Here is a 23,165-nt window from a genome sequence, read left to right on the forward strand (position 1 = left end):
TTTCAAAATGGATGTCTACTTTAATACTCAAAAAAGGAATTGTAAAACAAGTCAATAGAATCATGTTTGCTTTTTTGACTCAAACGAGAAAATTTACTCTTATGAATAATATTCTTACTACCCTGGTTATTTTTTTGCTATGCATTGGGAATTTATTTTCTCAAGAGAAAAACACTTACTTAGTTATTGATGCCAAAGGACACTCATCACTTGTAAGAAAAGTTGCCTTTACCTCCAATAATCAAAATATCATTTCAGTGTCCGAAGATAAAACAATTAGACTGTGGGATTTAAAATCCAATGCTTTGATTAAAACGCTATGGGGACAACATACAGAAGGAAAAGAGGGGAGATATAATGCCTTAGCTTTAGCACCTAATAGCAGTATTGTTGCAGTTGGGGGATTTTTAGAAAATAATGAAATTAGAATTATAGATCTTAGAAGTGGCAAACAGATCGCTTCTTTATTAGGGCATGAAAATGTGATTACAGATTTAAAATTCTCTTCTGATGGACAATGGTTAGCATCAGCAAGTGCTGATAAGACTGCTAAAATATGGTATATCCCTGAGTTAGGTGAGGAAGGTTTTAATGATGAACCTTATGAGAAATTGACAATCGATGATCACTCGGATATTGTTTATAATATTGATTTTTCTGAAGATAGAACGAAGCTTGTAACTTGTTCTTTTGATGGTAGTGTAAAACTTTATTCCATGGCTGTTGCAATGAGTAATGCCAGTCTTGTGAAAGTTTGGGAGACAAACAGCAAATTTACGAATGTAGATATTTCTAATGATAATCAGTATGTAGTAGGAGGGCAAACAAATGGTAAAGTTATCGTTTGGAATACTAATGGGACTGAAGTAGCGACTCTTTCAGATACAAAGGGTTTTATCAGCAGCTTAAATTTTTCAGAGGATGATGAAAAGCTAATGGTTACTGACGCTAAAGGTAATGTCTATTTTTATAGTACTGACGTTTGGTTGAAGAGAGATACTTTTAATGTAAAAGATGGATTAATAACCGCAGCGGCATTTGCTAATAAATCCTCTGATTATGCTGTAATTGCTACTGGTTCTGAAGGGAATATTAAACTTTGGGATCTAAAGAATAAAAAGGTAATTCGTGAATTTAATGGTGAAGGTATTTCCAATAAAAGAATTGGAAGGAGTGACAAACTCAATTTTTCGCTTTCCATCACACCAAAAAACAAACAACCCTACAATAAGACCTTCGATTTTGAAACACTCACAATGGGTCTTCAAAAACCAATACAAACGGATTTCAAAATGCCCGAAATTCAACAAAATGGGCTTTTATTGAAAAAGCTCAATGCATATATATTACAATGTGGTACTACTAAAATTCAGAACGATAAAAACAGAGATAAAGGAATCAATGCTTATTGTTTTACACCTTCAGATGATATTATTGTTGCAAGTGGAGGTTCTTTGAAACTCTATTCCAACTCAGGAAATCTAATCAGATCTTTTGAAGGTCATAGTGGCTCAGTAACGACTGCTAATGTCTCAAAAGAAGGTAAATATTTAATCTCTTCAAGTACAGATCAAACGACTAAGATTTGGAATTTACAAACAGGAGAGTTGTTAGCTTCATTGTTTGTTAGTATTTCTAATGATTGGGTATGTTGGTCACCACATGGATACTACCATGCTTCAGCAGGTGGTGAAAAATATATTGGCTGGCTGAAAAATAATGGAGTAGGTAACCTTGCGACTTATTATCCTGTAAGCTTTGCATCAAAAGAATTTCACAAGAAAGATATTCTAATAAAGATTATACAATTAGGTTCATTTGAGGCAGCAAAGAAAGAGATGATGTTTACAACAGTAGCTTTATCTAATGTTGTGGCACAACAACCTAAAATCAATTGGATATCTCCAACATTCACTAACAATGTCCATGAGATTGGTGGTCATGCTAAAATTGAAGCAAAAGTGGAGAGCTCGTCCAAGTTAAAATCTTTAAAATTATTGATTGATGGTAGACCGACTGTTATTCCTTTAGATGGCCTTGTAGAAGAAGGAGGGAAGTACATTTATTCAATCAACACTGAAGTTAAAGTGGAAAAAAAAGAAGTGAATTTTCAAATTTTCGCGGCTAATACGACTACTAAAATTACTTCAGAAGCAAGAAAAGTGGTTTCTGGTGGTCCTACAAAAGATAGTTCACTAGATATGAGTTTTGACTTGGAAGCAATGTTTAACACGGTAGAAAATAAAGCTTCTCTTAAAACTAATATTTATCTATTAGCGATTGGGGTCTCCAAATATCAAAATTCAGAATTAGACTTAACTTTTGCTGATAATGATGCCATTGCTATTGCGGATATTTATAGTAAACAAAGGAATAGAAGTGTTTTCAATGAAGTCAATATTAAAAAATTAACCAACGAAGAGGCCAATAAATCTAACATCGTTGAAGGCTTTAAATGGCTTTCCGAAAATGCCACTTCAAAAGATTTAGCTATAGTATTCATCGCATCACATGGTTTAAATCATGAAGACAACTTTTATATTATTCCACATGATGTAAAATTGGATGACGTTAAAAATACAGCTGTAAGTTGGTCGGACTGTTCCAATGTAATGTCATCTTTGCCCTCACAAGTATTGATGTATGTTGATGCTTGTAATAGTGGTCAACTCGGAAAAGATATCACTAGATCAGACAATACGGAAAGTATAAGACAATTATCCTCTGATGAGAATGGTGTTGTTATAATGTCTGGTTCAACAGGTAACGAAAGTTCTTTGGAATCTCCAAAATGGCAACATGGAGCATTTACTGCCGCTCTAATTGATGGACTAGGAGAGGGCAAAGCCGATTATTCACGAGATAATATTATTTCATTAAGAGAGCTTGATTTGTTTATTGCCATGAAAGTTGATGAATTGACAGAAGGGAAGCAGCATCCAACCACCCAAAAGCCAAGTACAATTAGTTCGATGACAATTGGTGTAACGAGTGGTGAAGGAAATTAAATGAAAATAGAATTTGTATCGAAATTCAGAAAACTAATTTTCGTAGAAATAGCAGTCTAGCAATAGGCTGCTATTTTTTTGTGAAATAATAGTTTAAATATATGTAAATATAATAAAAGACTAATTTATCTTTTATTATATTTGTTACATACAGAAACAAAACAATATTTAAGATGAATACTACACACATACATGAAGTAATCTTTTTGGTTCAAGACAATGACGGTGTTTATACTGAAGAAGGATTAAATCAAGCAATTGCAGATAAAATGGGAGAGGACGTTCATTTTGTAGCTTGTTCAGGTATTCCTTTTCCAAAGGAAGAAGCGTTGTCATTCTTAGTAGAAAGAAGTAAGGTATTTGTCAATGAACAAGGGAAAGTTGAAGTTCATCCAACAATGAAAATGTGTGACTCACATACAAGATAATGTAGATCAATTTGACATCAGGTTACATTACACTAAAAGGGATTTTTATCCCTTTTTTTATGCTTCAAAATATGCCATTGTCTACGATGATATTTACAGTAATATTATTAATAACCTAAAACAATTACCTCAACATAAATAAGAGGAGATAGTTTACAAATTCCTATTTAACATAACATAAATTATAATACAATGTAAAAAATAAACCCAATAACATATTTCTATATTATTGGGCATAAAACACGATACTTTAGTAACCCAAAGCATCTAAAACTTTTGCATTCAATTTTCGATTTTCTCCTTTGTAAGGGTAACAATGAATATGAATTGCCGGATTAAAATTCATTTCTATAATAGCATAATTATCATCCGTAGCTTCTTCACTGATATCGTCAATCATCATATCTAGACCAGTAATTTTCACATCTAATGCTTTAGCGGCTTCTATTGCAATCTTCTTGTAAGAATCAGGAATATCATCTGTGTAATCAATACTGTCACCACCAGTAGAAATATTTGAATTTTCCCTAAGGTAAATAATTTGATCTTTTGATGGAATAAAATCAAAATCATAACCTTGAGTCTTTAAAAACATTTCTTCTGCTTCGCCAAGAGCTATTTTCTCTAGAGGCGTTTTATATCCCTTACCTCTGAGTGGATCTTTGTTTTTTTCAATTACTAATTCTCTAACAGTTGATTTACCATCACCTTTTACATTAGCCGGAACTCTGTGAAGAATTCCAACCACTTCATCATTAATAATGAAAATTCGATACTCTTTTCCTGTCACAAACTCTTCAATCAAGATAGAATTATCATGTTCAAATGCGATTTCTACAGCTCTTTCAAAAAGCTCAGCATCTTGATTTTCTTTTAGAATACTAATACCCAAACCAAAATTAGTAGACTTTGGTTTGATTACAATTGACTGACCTTGGTAAAAGATAAAATCACTTTTTGCTTTCTCTATAGAAGTATATTGCTTACCTTTTGGTGTCCTAATCCCCACATTTTCAATGACCTTTTTAGTCATGACTTTATTTTCCATCATCAAAACACTCACATAATTGTCCAATGACGTTCTTGTCGCTTGCATTACATGCTCTTCTTTACCCCATCGGTCCAATTTGATGAAATTTTCAGTACGATCCATGATTTCAAAGTTTATGCCTCTAAGAATAGATTCTCTCAAAACCAATTGCGTTGAAAGTTCCATATCTTCTAAACCATGAAATTTAAACTGAACTCCTTCAGAAGCTTCTTTATATTCAATTGCTTTTTCTAAATGCCATTGTATATACTCCTTGCCTTGAATCTCTTTTAGCGTATGACAAGAAGGACGTTCTTTCCTATGTTCAGAGAGCAACATTAGCTTTTTAAAAGCCGAAGTATAATCCTTGGGTGCAAAAGCAACGAACATGTCAATTATCTCAGCAGTAAGGTTCTGAATAGCATCATTTAATTTAACTTTATGCTCCTCTACAACAATATGTGCCTCTTCTGATAAACCTTCACTAGCTACAATTTCCTGGTTCATTGTTGCCTGAATTTGCTCCTCTTTTGTAATTTCCTTTCCCTCTTTATATAAACAAAAAAGTAAGAAAAGGTGGATTATTTTTGCTGTATCTTCACTAATTCCTATTTTTTGATGAGGGTCCAAATCAAGCAATCTAACTTCAACATACTTCAGTTTGCCGTTCACTTCCTTAAGTCGAATTGGAGTATAATTCTCTTTATAACTATTCAATACCCTCTCTTCAATAGCAGTATTAATACTTTGTTTATAATTCTTCATCGAACTATAATCCAAGACCAAATCATCAATATTCTTATAACCACATACCGTTGATCGCATTGATACCGCATGATCGAAATGATGACTATCTTTAGTTGCTTTGGGTAACTGATCAATACAGCACTTTAAATAGGTGTTATGTAATGCAGGACTATTTCCCAGTAGAGCAATTAGATACCATCTATAGCGAAGGAAGTTTCTTGTAATCTTTAAATACAATTCTTCTCTAAATTCTTCATAAGTTACATCGCCATCATATTGCTGATATAAAAACTGTATGTTCTTATCTTCTAAAGAAAAGTTATAGTGAATACCAGAAAGAAGCTGTTTCTTTTTACCGTATTTGGTTGCTAGATGATTTCTATATTCCTCATTTTCTTTGCCTTCAATACCAAAATCAGCTATTTTAATTTCATCTTCATTTTCTGGAAGTTCTGGAGGTGTACTTTGAGGCCATAATAGTTCATCTCCTAAGTTTTCTGTCACTACATCATGAATAGTCTCTAAAAAACCTAATGCTTCTCTAATTGAAGGTAACGGAGGTGTAATCATTTCTACTTGACTTTCTGAAAAATCAGTAGTGATATAAGGATGCGTTAATTTATTTCCAAAGACCGTTGGATGAGATGTAGTAGCCATTTTGCCATCTCTTGTGATTCTAACGTTTTCTTTTTCTAAACCGAAGTTACCTTCAAAGATGCGTTCAGTTCTATTATCTTTTAATATGTTTTGTATCGTATGCATAATTTTTTTAGTAAGTCGTTGAAAGGGTCATTTTTTTCTGAATGGAATAATAAGCCACACTAAGACTAATCGCTCTTAATAGTGTACTAATAGCAATGGACATCCAAACACCATTAATTCCAAACAGATGTTCTTGTGATAAATAAAGAGCCATTGGAACTCTGATCACCGTCATAGTGATATTAATAGAAGCTGGAATTTTTGTTTTCCCCAGTCCATTTATAATACCTGATGTCACCATTTCCACTGTCATAAATACTTGAGACAAGCCGATAATTCTCAAATAACTTGCTCCTATGGCAACTGTTGTTTCTTCCATCACAAACCAACGGACAAAGAATTCTGGGAAACAATAAAATAGTATTCCCATTAACAAGCCCAAAACCACTGCAATTTTGATAGCAGTCTGATAACCTTCATGTACTCTATCATAAGCTTTAGCACCATAATTTTGACCAGTGAATGATAGCATTGCTCCCATCAATCCTCCGGTTATCATAAAGGTCATTGATTCAATCTGTAAACCAATTTTCTGTGCTGCAATAGCATCACTCCCCCATTGAGCAACAATTCTTGCCATAATAATTCCAATCACAGTAAAAACAATCCTTTGAATGGAAGTTGGAATCCCTAAACGTATTGTATTGTAGATCTCATCAAAAGTCACTTCAAACGTTCCCTTTCCGAAGAAATTTGTAAATGATCTTCTGTAAAAAATCACAAAAGAAATCATTTGGGAAATAACAGTGGCAATTCCGGCTCCTATTACTCCAAAGTCAAATAAGAAGATAAAGATTGGGTCTAATATGATATTAATGACGACACCAATCATGGTAATTTTCATGGGTGCTTTACTATCTCCACGACTATTACTAATAGAGGTAAACAAAAAGACTGCTTGAGAGAAGAAAAGACCCAAACCTGCAACTTTTAAATAAGAGACTGAAAGATCTTCAACGATGGAATTATTTAGGTTAAAGAACCCTATTAAATACTCAGGAATAGTTTGGATCAATACAAGCATCAATGTGACCACTGCACCTAACCCAATCAGTGATTCCCTACTAATTTTTTCAGCTCTTGTGTAGTTCTTTGACCCAATCTGTTGTGAGACAGAAATTCCTGTTCCAAGTATAAAAACGGACGCAATGGCCCAACATAGTTGTAGGAAAAACGCTGACGTTCCTACTGCCGCTACCGAATCACTACCTAATTTACCTACCCAGATCATGTCTGTAAAATTATAGGCAAATTGTAAAAACGAAGATGTAATGATAGGTAACGCTAGGGTAATAATATTTTGAAATACATTACCCTTCGTTAAATCTTTTTTCATTAATTTTTTGGTATGAAAAGTTCCATTCCAATGATCGTAAAAGTGCTTGATTTTATAATGAATAAGCACACTAATTCACCCTTATCAATTTAACTTGATAGGAGTTTACAACCATATTTTTAATTTAAAGTATTAATTTTTGAATACTAATCACATGATAAATACAATGTTATATCATGCCGATGATGTAATTAAGGAATGGACTTATAGCAATAAGCGGCATAGCCAAAAGATATATCTACTTAACCTTTTGGATAAAAAACTTGCTCTATAATCTTTAACTGCCTTTTTATCTTTCTTTTCTTTGAGAGTGTGCTTTTTAGCTGTAATGACTGTAGTGTCATTATCGAAAGTACTTAAAAATAAGGCACTAAAAGGAGAATGAATTGAAATAACTGTGTTGGCAATCGGTTTGTGGTCTTGAGGTAAACAACACTGTGTTTGATTGCCTTGGGTAGAAAAAATCTTGTGTTCTTTAGTTATTTCAATCTTATGGGGATCATCTTTTAATTTGCAACAGCTTTCCTTCTCCTCCTCGTTCATCAACAAAAAGGTGATCATGCATGTTACAAATGCAAGTGATAGATTAACTATATATAAAAGTCTTTTTCCCATAATTGATTATGACGAAATATATGAAAAATGGTTCATATATAAATCACTATTCAATTATATTAACCTTTCTAAAATGATTAATTATGCATCATAATATTTTCAAGTTAGTGAATCTCTATTGTACTTACACCTCCACTATGTTTTGTCACATTTATCTGAGTTCCTAGCCTTTCATTTAAAGTCTTAACATGAGAAATTACACCAATCATTTTACCATCGGTTTGAAGCGTATTTAGAGCATAAATGACATCTTCAAGTGTTGTCTCATCAAGTGTACCGAAACCTTCATCAATAAATAACGAATCAATTTGTACATTTTTACTAGAGAGATCTGAAAGTCCTAATGCTAAAGATAAACTGATCATAAATTTTTCACCACCACTCGCTGTATCCACAGATCGAGGCATATCTGCAAGGTGATGATCTATCATTTCAAAGGTAAGAAATGACTTAGGGATAGCATTTGCTCTAAACTCAATAGGTTTAAGTTGCAACGTATACCTTTTATTCATTTTTGAAAGGTGTCTGTTAGCTAATACTAATAGGTTTTTCAATGTCAAATGTTGGGCAAATTTATTGAAGGAGTCATTTGTTCCACCCAAAGCAGATTTCAGTCTTGACCATCTTAAATATTCTTCCTCTTGTATTCCTATTTTTTCTACTAATTCTGTTTGATCATTTCGAAGTGATTGGTCTTTTTCTAAAGTGGCTTTCGCCTCTCCTTTTTCTTCTAAAATAGAAGTAAGTAATTTTTTATCTTCTGAAAGTTGAAGTTCTAGGTCATCCTCTTTTTCGTGTATATCAGCGAGCTTGCTATTAATAGTACTATTTTTTTCATTAAAAGCTCTTTGTCTTTCTTTTAGTTGAATTTCTTCTTTATTAATTTCTTCCTTAATCACTCTCAAATAGTTTAATTCCTCTTCTGTAATAGCTTTAGATTTAATTTCAGAAATATTTTCAAAATCAGAAGTTTTCAACCAATCATTTACCGATTTTTCTACTTCATTTATTTCTTCAGAAAGAAGAGAAATATCTTTCAATAGAATTTCTTGTTTTGCTTCAATTCCTTTCAACTCCTTCTCTACTGTAACCTTTTCTTTTTCGGTCTTTTCTTTTTGATTTATTTTCAATTGGATTAAATCCTCAAGTCTTTTATTCTCCTTCTGAAGATTTACTTCCCAAGGTAAAATTTCACCTCTATCCCTTTTGAGCCTCTCTATTTTTAAATTTAAAGTATTTATTTCTTTTTCTATCCTAATGCATTCAGTTTGATCAGTCGCAAATACAGACTGCTTTTCTTTTGCTAAGATTTTGTTGTTTTCAACCTCACCCTTCAGTTTTTTCAATTTCTCTAATGCATCCAAGTAGTTTTTACAATTTGTTTTGAACAAATTAAATGTAGATACCCATTCATCATATTCAATCACTTCATAATTGTACTTTTCTAACTGACCTTTAATCTTTGCTTTACATTTTTCAATAGTTTCACTTAAACTAATTATTTCATTTTTAAGCGTTTCAATAGATTGAGAAAGGTGATTTTTTTGTTCAGAGAATCTTGAAATTTCTAGTTGATTTGATTGCAACTTTTCCTGCAATACCTTCGCTTCCTTCACTAAATTTGAAATAGCTTCTTTCTCCTCTTTCAAATCCTGAATTACCTGAGTTTTACTTTTGATAGATTGAAGAATTACATTTAACTTATCATTTATTTCAGAAGTAGCATTAATAGAAAAATCAAGCTTCAAAACTTTAAAATCACTCTCAATTTCTACTAGATTCACTTTTAACCTTTTCAGGTCACTTTCCTTATTTTTTATCGATTCAATAAGTCGAGTTTCTTTTTGAATTAGTTCTTGCTCCTCTCCTGTAATTTCAATTAGTTCTTTTTCTCTTTTTAATAATTCACTTTCTTCAGATTGAATCAATGATTTATCTTTATACTCCTCCACAAAAGGATGTTCCGTTGATCCGCAGAGCTTACAAGCTTCACCTTCTATTAATTTCTCACGTTCTTTTTCAAAGGATAAAATTTCTTTCTGCAAAGACAAGATCTTAAATTGATCATCAAAACTTTGCTTAGCTACTTTCTTTGTTTCTGTAGTCTTAAATAGCTCATTTGAAACCAATATTTTTTGTTCTTGAAGTTCATCCAATGCTTTTTCTAAGTCATGAATCTCTAGCCTGAACTTACTGTAATTTTGTGTGATTTTTAAAGCACCCTCTAAAGACGTTTTCTTTGATTTTTTATCATCTAAAAATTCTAACTCTTCAAGTAATTTTTGTTCAACTTCTTCATATTTATCAGCTTGACTTTCTACTGATTCATATTTCTTTTTTAATTGATTATTTAAACTTGATTTTTCTTCTAATTGAACAATTATTTTATCAAGTGATTGAACCGTTTCGTTTATCTTATCATTATTTTGTTGCTTTCGATCAATTGCATTTTTCCAATCTAATGTAATTGCATTCCATTCCTCAAAATGATGTTCTAGTTCCTTGTACTTTTTATTTTCAAGTATATACTCCTCACCTATTTCGATCCTCTTATCCAGCGCAGAAATATTTTCTGATAACGTTTGAAGGTCTTTCTCTTTTAAAGTGATTTGCTCTTTTTTATCTTTAAAATCTTGCCCTAGCTTAGTTAGTGAATGATGTTCGGTCTCAATTTCAATTTCAATTTTTTCAACTGCTTTATAAATAGGTTTCCACTCTTCAAACTTAAGTTTAGTCTCTTCTAAACCTTGAGAGTCCTCCTTATAAAGTTTATTCGATTTCTTTAAACTCTCTTGTGCTAATTCAAATGATGCTGAAAGATTGAATGATGTCTGTTCTTTTTCGAAACGTTGTTTCTGACTCCTTTCAAGTAAATTGATCTCCTGAAAAATAGGTGTAAGTTTTTCAATTTCAGAAAGTTGACCTAATAAAGATTGTTGTTTTTCTCTCTTTTCTTTAAAAGATTCGAATGTAGACTGTAGTATTTCTTCTTCATTTTGTAATTGCTTATTCTCCTCAAAAACTGAAAGTTTCTTTGTGGTATTACTAATCTTAAGATTGAGTTCTGTTTCTAATCCAGGAATCAGTAATACTCTTTCTTCTAGTTTTTTCTTATCCTCATCACTCAATAAATGTTCTGTATTGACCTTTGCTTTTAAGTTTTCTAATTTAATTTTTTCAGTAGACACTCTGTTTTGTACCTCATAACCTATTTGCTTATAAATATCTTCTCCTGTAATCTCCTGAAGTAATTCTCCTTTTTTTACTTCATTCGCATTTAGAAAAGAGGCAAAATCTCCCTGAGCAATTAGAACTGATTTACAAAATTGTTCGAAAGAAAGCTTAACAATATCTTTTACAACTGCAGTCATTTCTGTTTTTGAAGACGCTAGTATTTGCCCTTTTCGTTCCCCGGATTGTATACTTAGTTCATACTCATCCAAAGGTTTTTTCCTCAATTTAAATGATTTGGTTAATAACGCCATTGAGCGATAGGCACTATAAATTACACCTTCATTTTCGAAAGTTACCCTTGTGTGCCCGGCAATAGCACCTTTAGATACCACTTCATAAATACTTGTTTTATTTAATCGAGCTACTTTACCATATAACGCAATGGTAATAGCATCAAGAATTGTTGATTTTCCAGCACCTGTTTTACCTGTTATTGCAAAAAGATTTGTATCAAGAAACGCATTGTCCTCGAAGTCAATAATAATTGGTATTTCAGATTTTAAAGAATTTATATTTTGAAGTTCTATCTTTAGTATTTTCATGATCTACTGCTAAAAGGGAAAATTAAAATTAGTACACTGAAGTCCTAAAAGCAACAACAGAAATCAAAAAACACTGAGAAAAAAGCAGGTTCATCAAATTCAACTTGCATAAAAAAAGGCTACTTCAAGGTTTAAATTCCTTAAAGTAGCCTAATTGTATTTTCTAATTCTTCCTAGAAGAATCTGTTACAGAATGTATCTGGGATTTCGTAACTATCATCTACCATATAAGTACTAGTTAATGTCAACTCATGTTCGTAAGCACGGTTGTTATAGTACACTCTAAATTTATATGGACGGTTAAGCTCTACACCATAAATTGTAATACTACCTTTGTAAACATATCCTACATATCTCCAATAACCATAATTTGGATCATACATATATAAGTATGTTGAAGGTTCTACAATATTATCACCACAGTATCCAGTGTAGTCAATTGTTACATTTTCTAATTTTGGAATTTGACTGATGAATTGACTTGCAGGAATAGAAACTTCTGCACCACTACATAAGTTAAATGGTTCAGAAGTATATAACAGCTCACCTTTTCTATAACGGCTAGTACCAGAATATACAACAACTTGAACGTTTACGTTACTTGGAGCATTGTAGTAGTTAAATGTTTTACCATCGTACCATGTTGTCGTTTTACCTGACCAGCTTGTGATTGGTTGACTTGTACCAGCATAAACAATATCTGAATAAAGTCTATAACCATCATCTGCAGTAACACCTGGAAGGTTTACAGTTACAGTTGAACTACCTGTTCTACAACGAGTACCATAGAAGTCCAAGTTGTACCAAGAAAGGTGAGTAGTTTCATAAATTACTTCTAAACCATTTTCTCCTTGTGAAACTGTACCTTCTGTATGATATTCCCATGTACCATCATCATTACTATATGACCATACCGGAATTTTATCTCCTACCTTTAGACCTTCACCTGTAATTGGATTTACATAATCAGAATTGACCTGCATTGTAATTTCAACTGGAGCAGAAAATTCTTTAACTTCTTTGTTTCCAACATACATATCGATGGAAGCAAATCCAGCTGTAATAAAAGAGATATCATCTTGAGTTTCTCCATTTTCATCCACAACTTCTGTTGGAGCAAAACCACCTGGGAATGACTCAATCGCATCAGAAGTACGGCTATCAAAGTTAGCTACTTGAACTTCAAGTTGACCTCCTGTTAATGTATTTCCATCAGCATCCATGAAAGAAGTTTCGGCTGGAATTGTAACATTTGTACAAGAAGGCTCAGTAGTTGGAGTTTCTACTGTAAAAGACGTCGTTAATTTACCTTGACTTAAAGAAGTTTTTTCACTAACAGTTTGTACACCTTCTGGAGGGTTACTCATATTCACTAAGAATGAAGAAAGATCTACAAGAGAATCTTCAGGATCAATTGTAACTGGAATTGTTGTTGTCAAATAGTCCTCACCACTTACTTTTACTACAAACTCTGCAGGCTCTGTTAGGTTTTGATCTTTTAATGCAATAGACACTACACCATCTTGTGCTGCGAATTTTTTATCACCAGCATTGTTTACCACTTTGCTAGCGTCTTTTCCAAGGATTTCAATATTCAAAACTTGATTACCCTCTAACCTTGTTTGGTCTTGTGGGTCAAATAATTGAATATTAGCTTCATGATTAAATACTGATGTATTTACAGCAATTGCAAAACCTTCTAATGGGTCTTTACATTGTGTCAATACACCTAAAATCATGAGAGCGAAAGCTGAAAATAGATATGTATATTTATTTTTCATTTTAAGAGTAATCTTTTTAAGGATAAAAAATTAATTAATACGTACGGCTAAACGTAACGTTAAACGTGGGTACCAGCTATAACCCGATAAATTTGTTTCTAATGTTTCTTGTTGAGTTCTCATCTCTTCTAAAAGACGAGTACCTGTAATTGTTGTTTTCGGACTTCCTGCATAATATGCACCAATATCAAAACCAAAACCAACACGTCTTTTCGGAACTGCACGACCAACTCCAATACCAAAGTAAGGAGCTACTTGAGCCCATTCAGACTTAATTTCAAGAGTTCCAATATCAGCAGGAGCAAGTGTAACTTCACCAAAAGTAACGTTATCAGCGTATTCACCAACTGCTTGAACATTGTTTCCTACTAAATAAGCTAAACCACCCACAATTTTGAAACTGCTTGTTTTAAATGGCATGTATTCCACTAGTAATTCAACATTTGTAAAATCAATGTTGATGTTAGTGTTCATTGACTCACCACTAAAAGTAAGAGTTTGAGTAAAATCATCTAGCTTAAAATAGTTGAAGCCCAACTTTATGTTAAAGTTAGGGTGTACATTTTTAGAGACATCAAGACCACCGCCTTGTGATCCCGCAGAAAGACCAATAGCGATTTTAGATAAGTGACCATCATCTTCTTGGGCATAAGTTGAAGTTATGCCTACGAAGGTAAAGACCATAAATAAGAGAGAATATCGAAGTGTATTCATAAAACAGAGTTTAATTAGTTTGGAAATAAGAGTCTTTTTTTCCAGATAAAGTAACAATTTTTAACCTATTCGAAATGTAAGAAATTTTTATGCCAATTCAATTGTTTAAACAGGAATTATATTTATTTTATATAATAATACCCATTTTTAGGTATATATTTCTCCTTGAAAAGTATAATATATTGACTTTTATTACTTTGAATAAATTTTTATTATGCTGCTTAAAATTCCTTCTAAATATGTTTTTTTGATAAAATCATTAATTAAAGTTTACATATTTTAACAGCCTATCTTTAATTTTAGTTATATAACGTAAGACTTATAATTATTCCAATACTACAGATATATCAATGAATTATCCTATTATAAAATGATCTTGCAATTAATAGAATTTTACTTCACCATAATTTTAGGGTCAACATCAATTCCTGAATTTATTTGAATCAAATTTTCAATAAATCCATGCTTATTTTCTGGTGAAATTAGCACATTGCTGTATTTCGTATATCTAATATCTAGCCGATCAAAAGACAAAGCTGGTGAACTTAACAATGAGTTCGTCATTCTGATTTTAGTAATCTCACTTATTGGTATTTGAATATTGACTAAAAAACCACTTTTAATGATTAGGACTTCGTTTTGAACGATATAATACGTATTGGAAAATAAGTGTATGACAAAGGCTACAACAGGAGCAAATAAAATTGCACCTAACCACTGTTCGTTTACCAGAAAAAGAAGGAATGGAATGATCACTGACAGATTTGTGAAAGCAGCCAATGGATAGTTGATTTTAGATTTGTATTTCATAATAAGTAATGTAGTTTTCTAATTCAATTAGCTAATATCAATTCATTTTTCAAAATATTTCATTAAAAACTAATTCTATCATTTAAAGAAAGAAAATCACATAAAGAAAATTAAAATTATCAATAATGCATTTAAAATGAGAATAAATGCTTCAACAGACATTTTTTTAAGTGAAAATAAAATGTTTTTTCTGTCTTTAAAAATAATACGACATTAACTCAATTTCATTACGTCATTTTTACGAGTTGAAGAATTAAGATGAAAGAGAAATAGGCTTTAAATATATTATTAGGGTATAATTGTAAAGGTGAAATGAATAACATAATTATACTTTTTAGACATGCACAAACTCAAAATTACAGCAATCTTTCTTTTTATACTTATTGGTATAGGACTTTACTCAGTAAAAGGAAACAGTAGCAATCCGGAAAATGAAAAAATAGAAAAGTTACTACGTCAAATGACCCTGGAGGAAAAAGTGGGACAAATGACTCAAGTTACTTTAGAAGTAGTCTCGAAAGGTGAAGGTCCTTTTCGAATGGATAAGCCTTGGGCATTAGATCATGATAAATTAAAGGATGTACTAATCAATTATCATGTAGGATCAATCTTAAATACCGCTGGAGAAGTGAGAACTCCTGAGGAATGGTATAAGGTCATCAAAACAATTCAAGATGTTGCAACAAATGATACCCGTCTAAAAATCCCAGTACTTTATGGAATTGATGCAATTCATGGTATGTATAGCGCAGGAGCTACTATGTTTCCTCAAGAAATAAGCATGGCTGCATCATGGAATCCAGAACTTGTCAAAAAATCTTCTGAAATAATAGCCTACGAAACTAGAGCTTGTGGAATTCCTTGGACTTTCAACCCAACCTTGGATTTAGGAATAGACCCAAGATGGCCAAGAATGTGGGAAGCTTATGGTGAAGATCCTTATTTACAGTCTATTATGGGAACAGAATCAGTCAAAGGTTATGAAGGAGGTGCAATCGATAACCCTAATCATGTTGCTTCATGTCTGAAACATTATATTGGTTATGGAGCACCAAGAAGTGGTAAAGATAGAACACCTGCATGGATTCCCGAAACATTCTTAAGAGAGTACTTCCTCCCTCCTTTTGAAGCTGCAGTTCAAGCAGGTGCAAAAAGTGTAATGGTCAATTCAGGTGAAGTAAACGGTGTGCCAGTACATGCAAGTAAAAAACTTTTAACTGATATTCTGAGAGGAGAATTGGGGTTTGAAGGTGTAATTGTAACGGACTGGTTTGATATTAATAATTTAGTAGAAAGACATCATATTGCTGCAAATAAGAAAGAAGCAGTAAAAAAAGCCATTCTTGCCGGTATTGATATGTCAATGGTACCTTACGATGTTGAATTCAGTAAGCATTTAGTGGAGTTAGTCAAAGAAGGACAAATTTCAGAAGAACGTATTGATGCATCTGTTAGACGAATTTTAAAATTAAAGTTTGAACTTAACTTATTTGAAAATCCATATACTGATTATAAAAATTACCCTGATTATGGTGGAGAGAAGCATCATCAAATTGCTCGTCAATCTGCTCATGAGGTAATTACTTTATTAAAGAATGAAAATAATATTTTGCCCTTAAAACAAGGTGCAAAAATATTAGTGACGGGACCCAATGCTAATTCAATGCGAGCGTTAAATGGTGGTTGGACATATACATGGCAAGGTGAAAAAACAAATAAGTTTGCAGCAGATCACAATACGATTGTAGAAGCATTAAAAGCCCAATCTACAAACATCTTTTTTGAAGAAGGCGTGAGATATCCAGAAGGAAATAATGATTATAAAGTTGATGAAGTTGTATATATTGATAAGGCTGTAAAGTTGGCTAAAAATGTGGATTACATCTTATTATGCTTAGGCGAAAACTCTTACACTGAGAAACCGGGTGATTTAGATGATTTAACCTTATCTGCTAATCAACTAAAACTTGCTGAAGCGATGATTAAAACTAAAAAGCCTGTAATCTTAGTGTTAAATGAGGGACGTCCAAGAGTAATCTCATCGATAGAAGACCAACTAAAGGCTGTCATTCAATTGTACCTTCCTGGTAATGAAGGCGGAAATGCTCTAGCGGATATTCTTTATGGAAAAGTCAACCCATCGGGTAAATTACCTTACACTTATCCTCGTTTTGTAAATGACCTTCTTCCTTATTATCATAAATTCTCATCCTCTACCGCTCATAATGATGGAAATATTAATAATAACCATGAAGTAAAAGCACAATATGAATTTGGTTTCGGTCTAAGTTATACAACTTTCAAATATGAAGACTTGAAGCTTTCAAAAGATAAAATATCTACTGATGACGAACTTGAAGTAAGTATAAAAGTCACAAATACAGGACAACGTGAAGGAAAAGAGGTCGTGCAATTATACACGACTGATATTGTAGCTTCAATTTCTCCGTCGGTAAAAAGACTAAGAAGATTTGAGAAAATAAATTTGAAAGCTGGAGAATCTAAAACAGTATCGTTTAAAATCAATAAAAACGACTTATCATTTATAGGAGAAGATAATAAACCAGTAGTAGAAGCCGGTGAATTTATTATAACATGTGGCTCACTTCAGAAAAAATTCCATCTCTTAGATTCAAAAAACCTATAAACTAACAAAACCAATGAATACACATGTGAATTCAACCAATCAACCTTTATCGATAAAGGAAAAAATTGGTTATGCTTTAGGTGATGGTGCTGCTAATATTGCCTGGAGAGGCGTGGCAACATTTTTATTAATATTTTATACTGACGTCTTTGGAATTGCTCCCGCTGTTGTGGGGGTTTTAATGTTGGTGGCTAGATCTAGTGATGGGTTAAGTGACGTATTTATGGGAATTGTGGGTGATAGAACAAAATCTAAATATGGTAAGTTTAGACCTTGGATATTATGGACAGCAATACCGTTAGGTGCTATTCTATCATTACTTTTCACAACGCCTGATTTAAGTAATGAAGGCAAGGTTATTTATGCATATACCACTTATATTCTTTTTACATTAATTTATACTGCCAATAACATCCCCTATGGAGCTTTAATGGCTGTAATGACAGGAAATGATAAAGAAAGAACTTCACTAGGTAGTTATAGAATGGTAGGAGCTTTTACAGGTGGAATGATTGTTCAAGGTGCTTTGCTTTATCTTGTTGCAACATTTGGTAATGTCAATCCAAGCATACAATTAGAACAAATAACAGCTGACAGTTACCTTGTTACCGTCTCGGCTCCTAATGATGTTCCTAATGCTAACATCAAAACCAAAAACGGCATTGCCTCCTTTCAATGGGAAGATGCTAATTTTGAAGACCAAAGCATTACACCAAGTAAAAGCTTTTTAATGGAAGCAGACTTTGAGTACACTTTTTCAGTAACTGGTGAAGAAAACCTAACTCAAGAAAGTTTCTCGATCATTAATCAGAAAAAGGGATATAGTACAGCCATTTACGTAATGAGTGTGTTCTTGACTTTGTTCATGTTTATTACTTTTTATACTACCAAGGAACGTATTGCTCCTCCAAAAAGACAAAAGACAGATTTAGGAACAGATTTCAAAGATTTACTAAATAATAGACCTTGGTTTGTATTGTTACTCATTGGTTTATTATTCAATATCTATAATTCAATCAAACAAGGTATTGTGGTGATTTACTTCACTCATTATCTCAATGATCAATTATTAGCTGCTTCTTATATGATAGCACTAACGATCGCGTCTATTGGTGGAGCAATGATTACGGCATCATTAGGTAAGAAGTTTGGAAAGAAAAAGTTATTTATCTACGCTTTATTATTTTCAGCAATCGTCAATGCACTACTCTTCTTTTGTGGAACTGCAGATATTGTTGCCATTTTTACACTTGGAATTATTTCTGAGTTTGCATCTGCTATATTCCCTACTCTTTTCTTTGCTATGCTCGGAGATGTGGCGGATTATTCAGAGTATACTAATGGTAGAAGAGCGACAGGACTTGTTTATTCCGCAGGTTCTTTTGCTACAAAATTTGGAGGAGGTATCGCAGCAGCCATCATCGGTTTTGTGCTGAGTGCTTATCATTATGATGGTCTAGATCACACTACCATAGAAGGAGCTATTCCAGGTATTAAGATGTTAATGAGTTGGGTGCCTGCACTCATTGGAGTGGTGGCTGCGGGGTTGATGTACCTGTATCCTCTAAATGATAAATTCCTTGAAAGAATCAATATTGAATTAAACAAAAGACGTTCGTTAGAGGAAAATAATTCTCAAGCAGACGTACTAGAAGAAGTATTATAAATTTCGACATACAAATGACAGTTACAACAGCAAAAAGTAATAAATTTGGCTATTTTGATGATACCCAAAAAGAATATGTTATTACTAACCCAGCTACTCCTTTTCCTTGGATTAATTACCTTGGTAATGAAGATTTCTTTTCTTTAGTTTCCAATACTGCTGGCGGTTATTCATTTTATAAGGATGCCAAATTTAGACGATTAAATAGATATAGATACAATAATGTACCTATGGATAATGGAGGTCGTTATTTTTATATCAAAGAAGAAGATACTATTTGGTCTCCCGGATGGAAACCGGTTAAAACACCTCTTGACGAGTATGAATGCCGACATGGTTTGAGTTATACTAAAATCAAGGGAAGTAAAAATGAATTAGAAGCTGAAGTTACATTTTTCGTTCCGTTAGGTCATTGGTGTGAAATCCAAAAAATGACCTTAACTAACAAGAGCAACACTAAAAAAACTTTCAAGTTATTCTCTTATAATGAATGGTGTTTATGGAATGCAGAAGATGATCAGAACAATCTTCAAAGAAACTTATCTACTGGAGAAGTTGAAATAGACGGAGCTACTCTATATCATAAAACAGAATATAAAGAAAGAAGAAATCACTATGCTTTTTATCATTTGAATGCTGATATAGATGGGTATGATACAGACCGTGAATCATTTATTGGCTTATATAATGAATTTTCAAACCCTCAAGCAGTAATTGAGGGATCTCCTAAAAATTCAGAAGCTCATGGCTGGTCTCCTATCGCATCGCATTATAAAGAGATAACTTTAGAGGCTGGAGAAAGTACAGATCTCATTTTTATTTTGGGATATGTTGAGAACGATGAGGACGATAAATGGGAATCGAAAGGCATTATCAATAAGACGAAAGCAAAAGATTTAATCCAAAAATTTAATACAGTTGAAAAGGTAGATCAAGCACTTAAAGCTTTATCTGAGTACTGGACGGATTTACTTTCAATTATTTCTTTGGATCACGAAGATGACCGCCTCAATCGAATGGTCAATATTTGGAATCAATATCAATGTATGGTCACTTTTAATATGTCGAGATCTGCCTCATTCTTTGAAGTGGGAATTGGTAGAGGAATGGGCTTTAGAGATTCCAACCAAGATTTGATTGGGTTTGTGCATCAAGTTCCTGAAAGAGCAAGAGAACGAATTATTGATATTGCATCAACACAATTTCCTGATGGAGGCTGTTATCATCAATATCAGCCACTTACAAAAAGAGGGAATGACGCCATTGGTGGAGGTTTCAATGATGATCCAATGTGGTTAATTCTTGGAACAGTAAGTTATATCAAAGAAACGGGTGATTTTTCTATTTTAGATGAAATGGTTCCATTTGATAATGATCCTAGTTTAGCACAAACGTTATTTGATCATCTCACCATATCGTTTAATCACGTTATCAATAATTTAGGTCCTAATGGATTACCATTAATTGGTAGAGCCGATTGGAATGATTGCCTCAATCTAAATTGTTTTTCATCTGATCCCAATGAATCATTTCAAACTACCGAAAATAATACTGAAGGTTCTAAAGCCGAATCAGTAATGATAGCGGGTTTATTTGTGGTCTATGGAACAGAATACATACAATTATGTCATGAATTAGGAAAATCAGAAGAAGCTGAAAGAGCCGTTACTTTTGTGAATGCCATGAAAGAAGCAGTAAAAACAAAAGGTTGGGATGGAGAATGGTTCTTACGTGCCTATGACTTCTATGGTAACAAAGTCGGTTCTGAGGAAAATGAAGAAGGGAAAATCTTTATTGAGTCTCAAGGATGGTGTTCAATGGCCGAAATTGGTTTGGAAGAAGGTATGGTGGAAAAAGCACTTGATAGTGTAAAAGAAAGATTAGATACACCCTATGGCATAGTATTAAACAACCCTGCATTTACAGAATACAAAATCGAATATGGTGAGATTTCTACTTACCCTAAAGGATACAAAGAAAATGCAGGTATATTCTGTCACAATAATCCTTGGATTATCATCGGTGAAACAAAATTAGGAAGAGGTGACCAAGCATTTGATTACTTCAAGAAAATATGTCCATCTTACTTAGAAGATATTCAACAATTACATAAAGTTGAGCCTTATGTGTATTGTCAAATGATAGCCGGAAAAGATGCATTTATTCCTGGAGAAGGGAAAAACAGTTGGCTTTCTGGAACGGCTGCATGGAACTTCTACACGTTGATGCATTATATTTTAGGTATTCAACCTGAATACAACGGTCTTTTAATAAATCCTTGTATTCCGAAAGAATGGAAAGGATATACGGTAACTCGTAAGTTTAGAGGTGGCACTTACAATATTACCATTCAAAACCTAAACAATGTCTGTAAAGGAATTGCTGAAATTTTTGTGAATGGTGATAAAATAGAAGGTAACTTAATTCCAATTCTAGGAAAAGGCACGCACGAAGTCATCGTAACAATGGGATAAAATAATTCTTAAAAGATGAAGAGGAAGGTGAAACGTATTGCTAATTTCTTTGCATTAAATATCACCTTCCTCTTCTTTCATTAAATATTTAACTGCTGCATTTTTTTCTTATTTTTGCATTCCACTAAATTACTAACCATCGAAATGCATATTTGGGAAAAGAAAACCAAAGAAGAAATCAGACAAAGAGTGTTTGATGCTTTAAAAGAGAATAGAGATTATTTTGGCAATAACTCATTGGGTGTACCAGGTTCTCACCTTGATAGTAAAGTATTTCCAGAAGATGCTCCTTTTCTTAAAGAAGCTCCATTCATCACCTCTCTCTTACACAATCCTAATCATATTGGATGCCATACTCAAGGAGAAAGTGAAAGCTTTTTCAAAGGAACTCAAGATATTGAAAGAGAACTAATTGAGATCTGCGGTGTTGATATTTTAAAGGGGCAGCCCAAAAGTATTGATGGCTATGTAGCTGCCGGCGGAACAGAAGCCAATATGCAAGCTATATGGATTTACAGAAACTATTTTAAAGAAGAGTACAACGCTGGAAATGATGAAATTGCCATCATTGCTTCTCAAGATAGTCATTACTCTATGGCTAAAGCTTCTAACATTTTATCACTCTCCTATTATAGAATTGAAGTGTCAGAAAATGATAGAGCTTTACAAAAAGATTCGTTACGTCAAAAGATTGAACAAGCATTAGCTGAGGGCAAGAAGTATTTTATCGTTATCGCCAATATGATGACCACCATGTTTGGTTCGGTTGATGATGTGTCGGTTTATACTGATCTTTTGAAAGAACAAAAACTTCCTTTCAAACTTCATATCGATGGAGCTTATGGAGGTTTCTTTTTTCCTTTTTCTCATAAGAATCATTCTCTAGACTTCAGAAATGAAGATATTTCCTCTGTAACGTTAGATGCACACAAAATGCTTCAAGCTCCTTATGGTACTGGATTGTTTTTAGTTCGCAAAGGTTGGATTAAATATGGCAACACAAAAGCCGATTATGTGCAAGGTGATGATTTCACAATGATCGGAAGCCGATCAGGTGCCAATGCAATTGCCATTTGGATGATTCTATTGACTTATGGGCCTTATGGAATGCGAGAAAAAATATATATTCTCAGTAAAAGAGGCGACTGGTTTACCCATAAATTAGATGAAATTGGCATTCAGTATTTTAGAAGTCAAGATTCTAATATCATCACAATGAAGGCCAAAGGCATTGCTCCTGAAATAGCGGCTAAATACGGATTAGTTCCTGATGTTCATCATAATCCTTCTTGGTATAAAGTAGTTATTATGGAACATGTGACCATTGAGAAATTAGCTCCATTAGTAGAGGATTTGAAAAAATAAATCAAA

General features: G+C 33.0%; 13 protein-coding genes. 6 read left to right on the top strand and 7 right to left on the bottom strand.

Annotated features, from left to right (window positions below):
- Positions 1–101 precede the first annotated feature (101 nt).
- The gene (locus tag IC221_RS08555; RefSeq protein WP_188168563.1) at positions 102–3,008 is read left to right on the top strand and encodes a caspase family protein; all 2,907 of its coding nucleotides are present in this window, start codon (positions 102–104) and stop codon (positions 3,006–3,008) included.
- A gap of 173 nt (positions 3,009–3,181) precedes the next feature.
- Positions 3,182–3,436: a DUF2492 family protein gene (locus IC221_RS08560; protein ID WP_188168564.1), complete on the top strand. Its 255-nt coding sequence runs from the start codon at positions 3,182–3,184 to the stop codon at positions 3,434–3,436.
- Between the two features lie 250 nt (positions 3,437–3,686).
- On the opposite strand, the gene gshAB is transcribed toward IC221_RS08560, so the two are convergent.
- The 7 genes from gshAB to IC221_RS08595 all read right to left on the bottom strand — a co-directional run bounded on the left by gshAB (position 3,687) and on the right by IC221_RS08595 (position 15,007).
- A complete protein-coding gene (gene gshAB / locus IC221_RS08565) occupies positions 3,687–5,975 on the bottom strand; it encodes a bifunctional glutamate--cysteine ligase GshA/glutathione synthetase GshB (protein WP_188168565.1) in 2,289 nt (762 codons plus the stop codon).
- A 7-nt stretch (positions 5,976–5,982) separates the two neighbouring features.
- Positions 5,983–7,311: an MATE family efflux transporter gene (locus IC221_RS08570; RefSeq protein ID WP_188168566.1), complete on the bottom strand. Its 1,329-nt coding sequence runs from the start codon at positions 7,309–7,311 to the stop codon at positions 5,983–5,985.
- A gap of 204 nt (positions 7,312–7,515) precedes the next feature.
- Positions 7,516–7,926: a hypothetical protein gene (locus IC221_RS08575; RefSeq protein ID WP_188168567.1), complete on the bottom strand. Its 411-nt coding sequence runs from the start codon at positions 7,924–7,926 to the stop codon at positions 7,516–7,518.
- 104 nt (positions 7,927–8,030) lie between these two features.
- Entirely contained in the window at positions 8,031–11,702 is a 3,672-nt protein-coding gene (locus IC221_RS08580; RefSeq protein ID WP_188168568.1) for an SbcC/MukB-like Walker B domain-containing protein, read from the bottom strand.
- A gap of 173 nt (positions 11,703–11,875) precedes the next feature.
- Positions 11,876–13,483 (bottom strand): hypothetical protein, encoded by a 1,608-nt coding sequence (locus IC221_RS08585; RefSeq protein WP_188168569.1) that lies wholly within the window; start codon positions 13,481–13,483, stop codon positions 11,876–11,878.
- A 30-nt stretch (positions 13,484–13,513) separates the two neighbouring features.
- A complete protein-coding gene (locus tag IC221_RS08590; protein ID WP_188168570.1) occupies positions 13,514–14,197 on the bottom strand; it encodes a hypothetical protein in 684 nt (227 codons plus the stop codon).
- A 393-nt stretch (positions 14,198–14,590) separates the two neighbouring features.
- The gene (locus tag IC221_RS08595; RefSeq protein ID WP_188168571.1) at positions 14,591–15,007 is read right to left on the bottom strand and encodes a PH domain-containing protein; all 417 of its coding nucleotides are present in this window, start codon (positions 15,005–15,007) and stop codon (positions 14,591–14,593) included.
- A gap of 340 nt (positions 15,008–15,347) precedes the next feature.
- Between IC221_RS08595 and IC221_RS08600 the strand changes: the two genes are divergently transcribed.
- The 4 genes from IC221_RS08600 (at position 15,348) to IC221_RS08615 (ending at position 23,159) form a co-directional block, all read left to right on the top strand.
- Positions 15,348–17,654: a glycoside hydrolase family 3 N-terminal domain-containing protein gene (locus tag IC221_RS08600; protein WP_188168572.1), complete on the top strand. Its 2,307-nt coding sequence runs from the start codon at positions 15,348–15,350 to the stop codon at positions 17,652–17,654.
- A gap of 13 nt (positions 17,655–17,667) precedes the next feature.
- Complete coding sequence (locus IC221_RS08605) at positions 17,668–19,320, top strand: MFS transporter (protein WP_188168573.1); 1,653 nt, start codon at positions 17,668–17,670, stop codon at positions 19,318–19,320.
- Positions 19,321–19,334: 14 nt separating this feature from the next.
- The gene (locus tag IC221_RS08610) at positions 19,335–21,794 is read left to right on the top strand and encodes a glycosyl transferase (protein ID WP_188168574.1); all 2,460 of its coding nucleotides are present in this window, start codon (positions 19,335–19,337) and stop codon (positions 21,792–21,794) included.
- Positions 21,795–21,938: 144 nt separating this feature from the next.
- Positions 21,939–23,159: a pyridoxal-dependent decarboxylase gene (locus tag IC221_RS08615; RefSeq protein WP_188168575.1), complete on the top strand. Its 1,221-nt coding sequence runs from the start codon at positions 21,939–21,941 to the stop codon at positions 23,157–23,159.
- Positions 23,160–23,165 lie beyond the last annotated feature (6 nt).

This window comes from Flammeovirga sp. EKP202 (assembly GCF_014534745.1).
Classification (GTDB): domain Bacteria; phylum Bacteroidota; class Bacteroidia; order Cytophagales; family Flammeovirgaceae; genus Flammeovirga.

Coding starts and splice junctions, on each gene's coding strand:
- IC221_RS08555 (WP_188168563.1), top strand. CDS start 102: ATGAATAATATTCTTACTACCCTGGTTATTTTTTTGCTATGCATTGGG.
- IC221_RS08560 (WP_188168564.1), top strand. CDS start 3,182: ATGAATACTACACACATACATGAAGTAATCTTTTTGGTTCAAGACAAT.
- gshAB (WP_188168565.1), bottom strand. CDS start 5,975: ATGCATACGATACAAAACATATTAAAAGATAATAGAACTGAACGCATC.
- IC221_RS08570 (WP_188168566.1), bottom strand. CDS start 7,311: ATGAAAAAAGATTTAACGAAGGGTAATGTATTTCAAAATATTATTACC.
- IC221_RS08575 (WP_188168567.1), bottom strand. CDS start 7,926: ATGGGAAAAAGACTTTTATATATAGTTAATCTATCACTTGCATTTGTA.
- IC221_RS08580 (WP_188168568.1), bottom strand. CDS start 11,702: ATGAAAATACTAAAGATAGAACTTCAAAATATAAATTCTTTAAAATCT.
- IC221_RS08585 (WP_188168569.1), bottom strand. CDS start 13,483: ATGAAAAATAAATATACATATCTATTTTCAGCTTTCGCTCTCATGATT.
- IC221_RS08590 (WP_188168570.1), bottom strand. CDS start 14,197: ATGAATACACTTCGATATTCTCTCTTATTTATGGTCTTTACCTTCGTA.
- IC221_RS08595 (WP_188168571.1), bottom strand. CDS start 15,007: ATGAAATACAAATCTAAAATCAACTATCCATTGGCTGCTTTCACAAAT.
- IC221_RS08600 (WP_188168572.1), top strand. CDS start 15,348: ATGCACAAACTCAAAATTACAGCAATCTTTCTTTTTATACTTATTGGT.
- IC221_RS08605 (WP_188168573.1), top strand. CDS start 17,668: ATGAATACACATGTGAATTCAACCAATCAACCTTTATCGATAAAGGAA.
- IC221_RS08610 (WP_188168574.1), top strand. CDS start 19,335: ATGACAGTTACAACAGCAAAAAGTAATAAATTTGGCTATTTTGATGAT.
- IC221_RS08615 (WP_188168575.1), top strand. CDS start 21,939: ATGCATATTTGGGAAAAGAAAACCAAAGAAGAAATCAGACAAAGAGTG.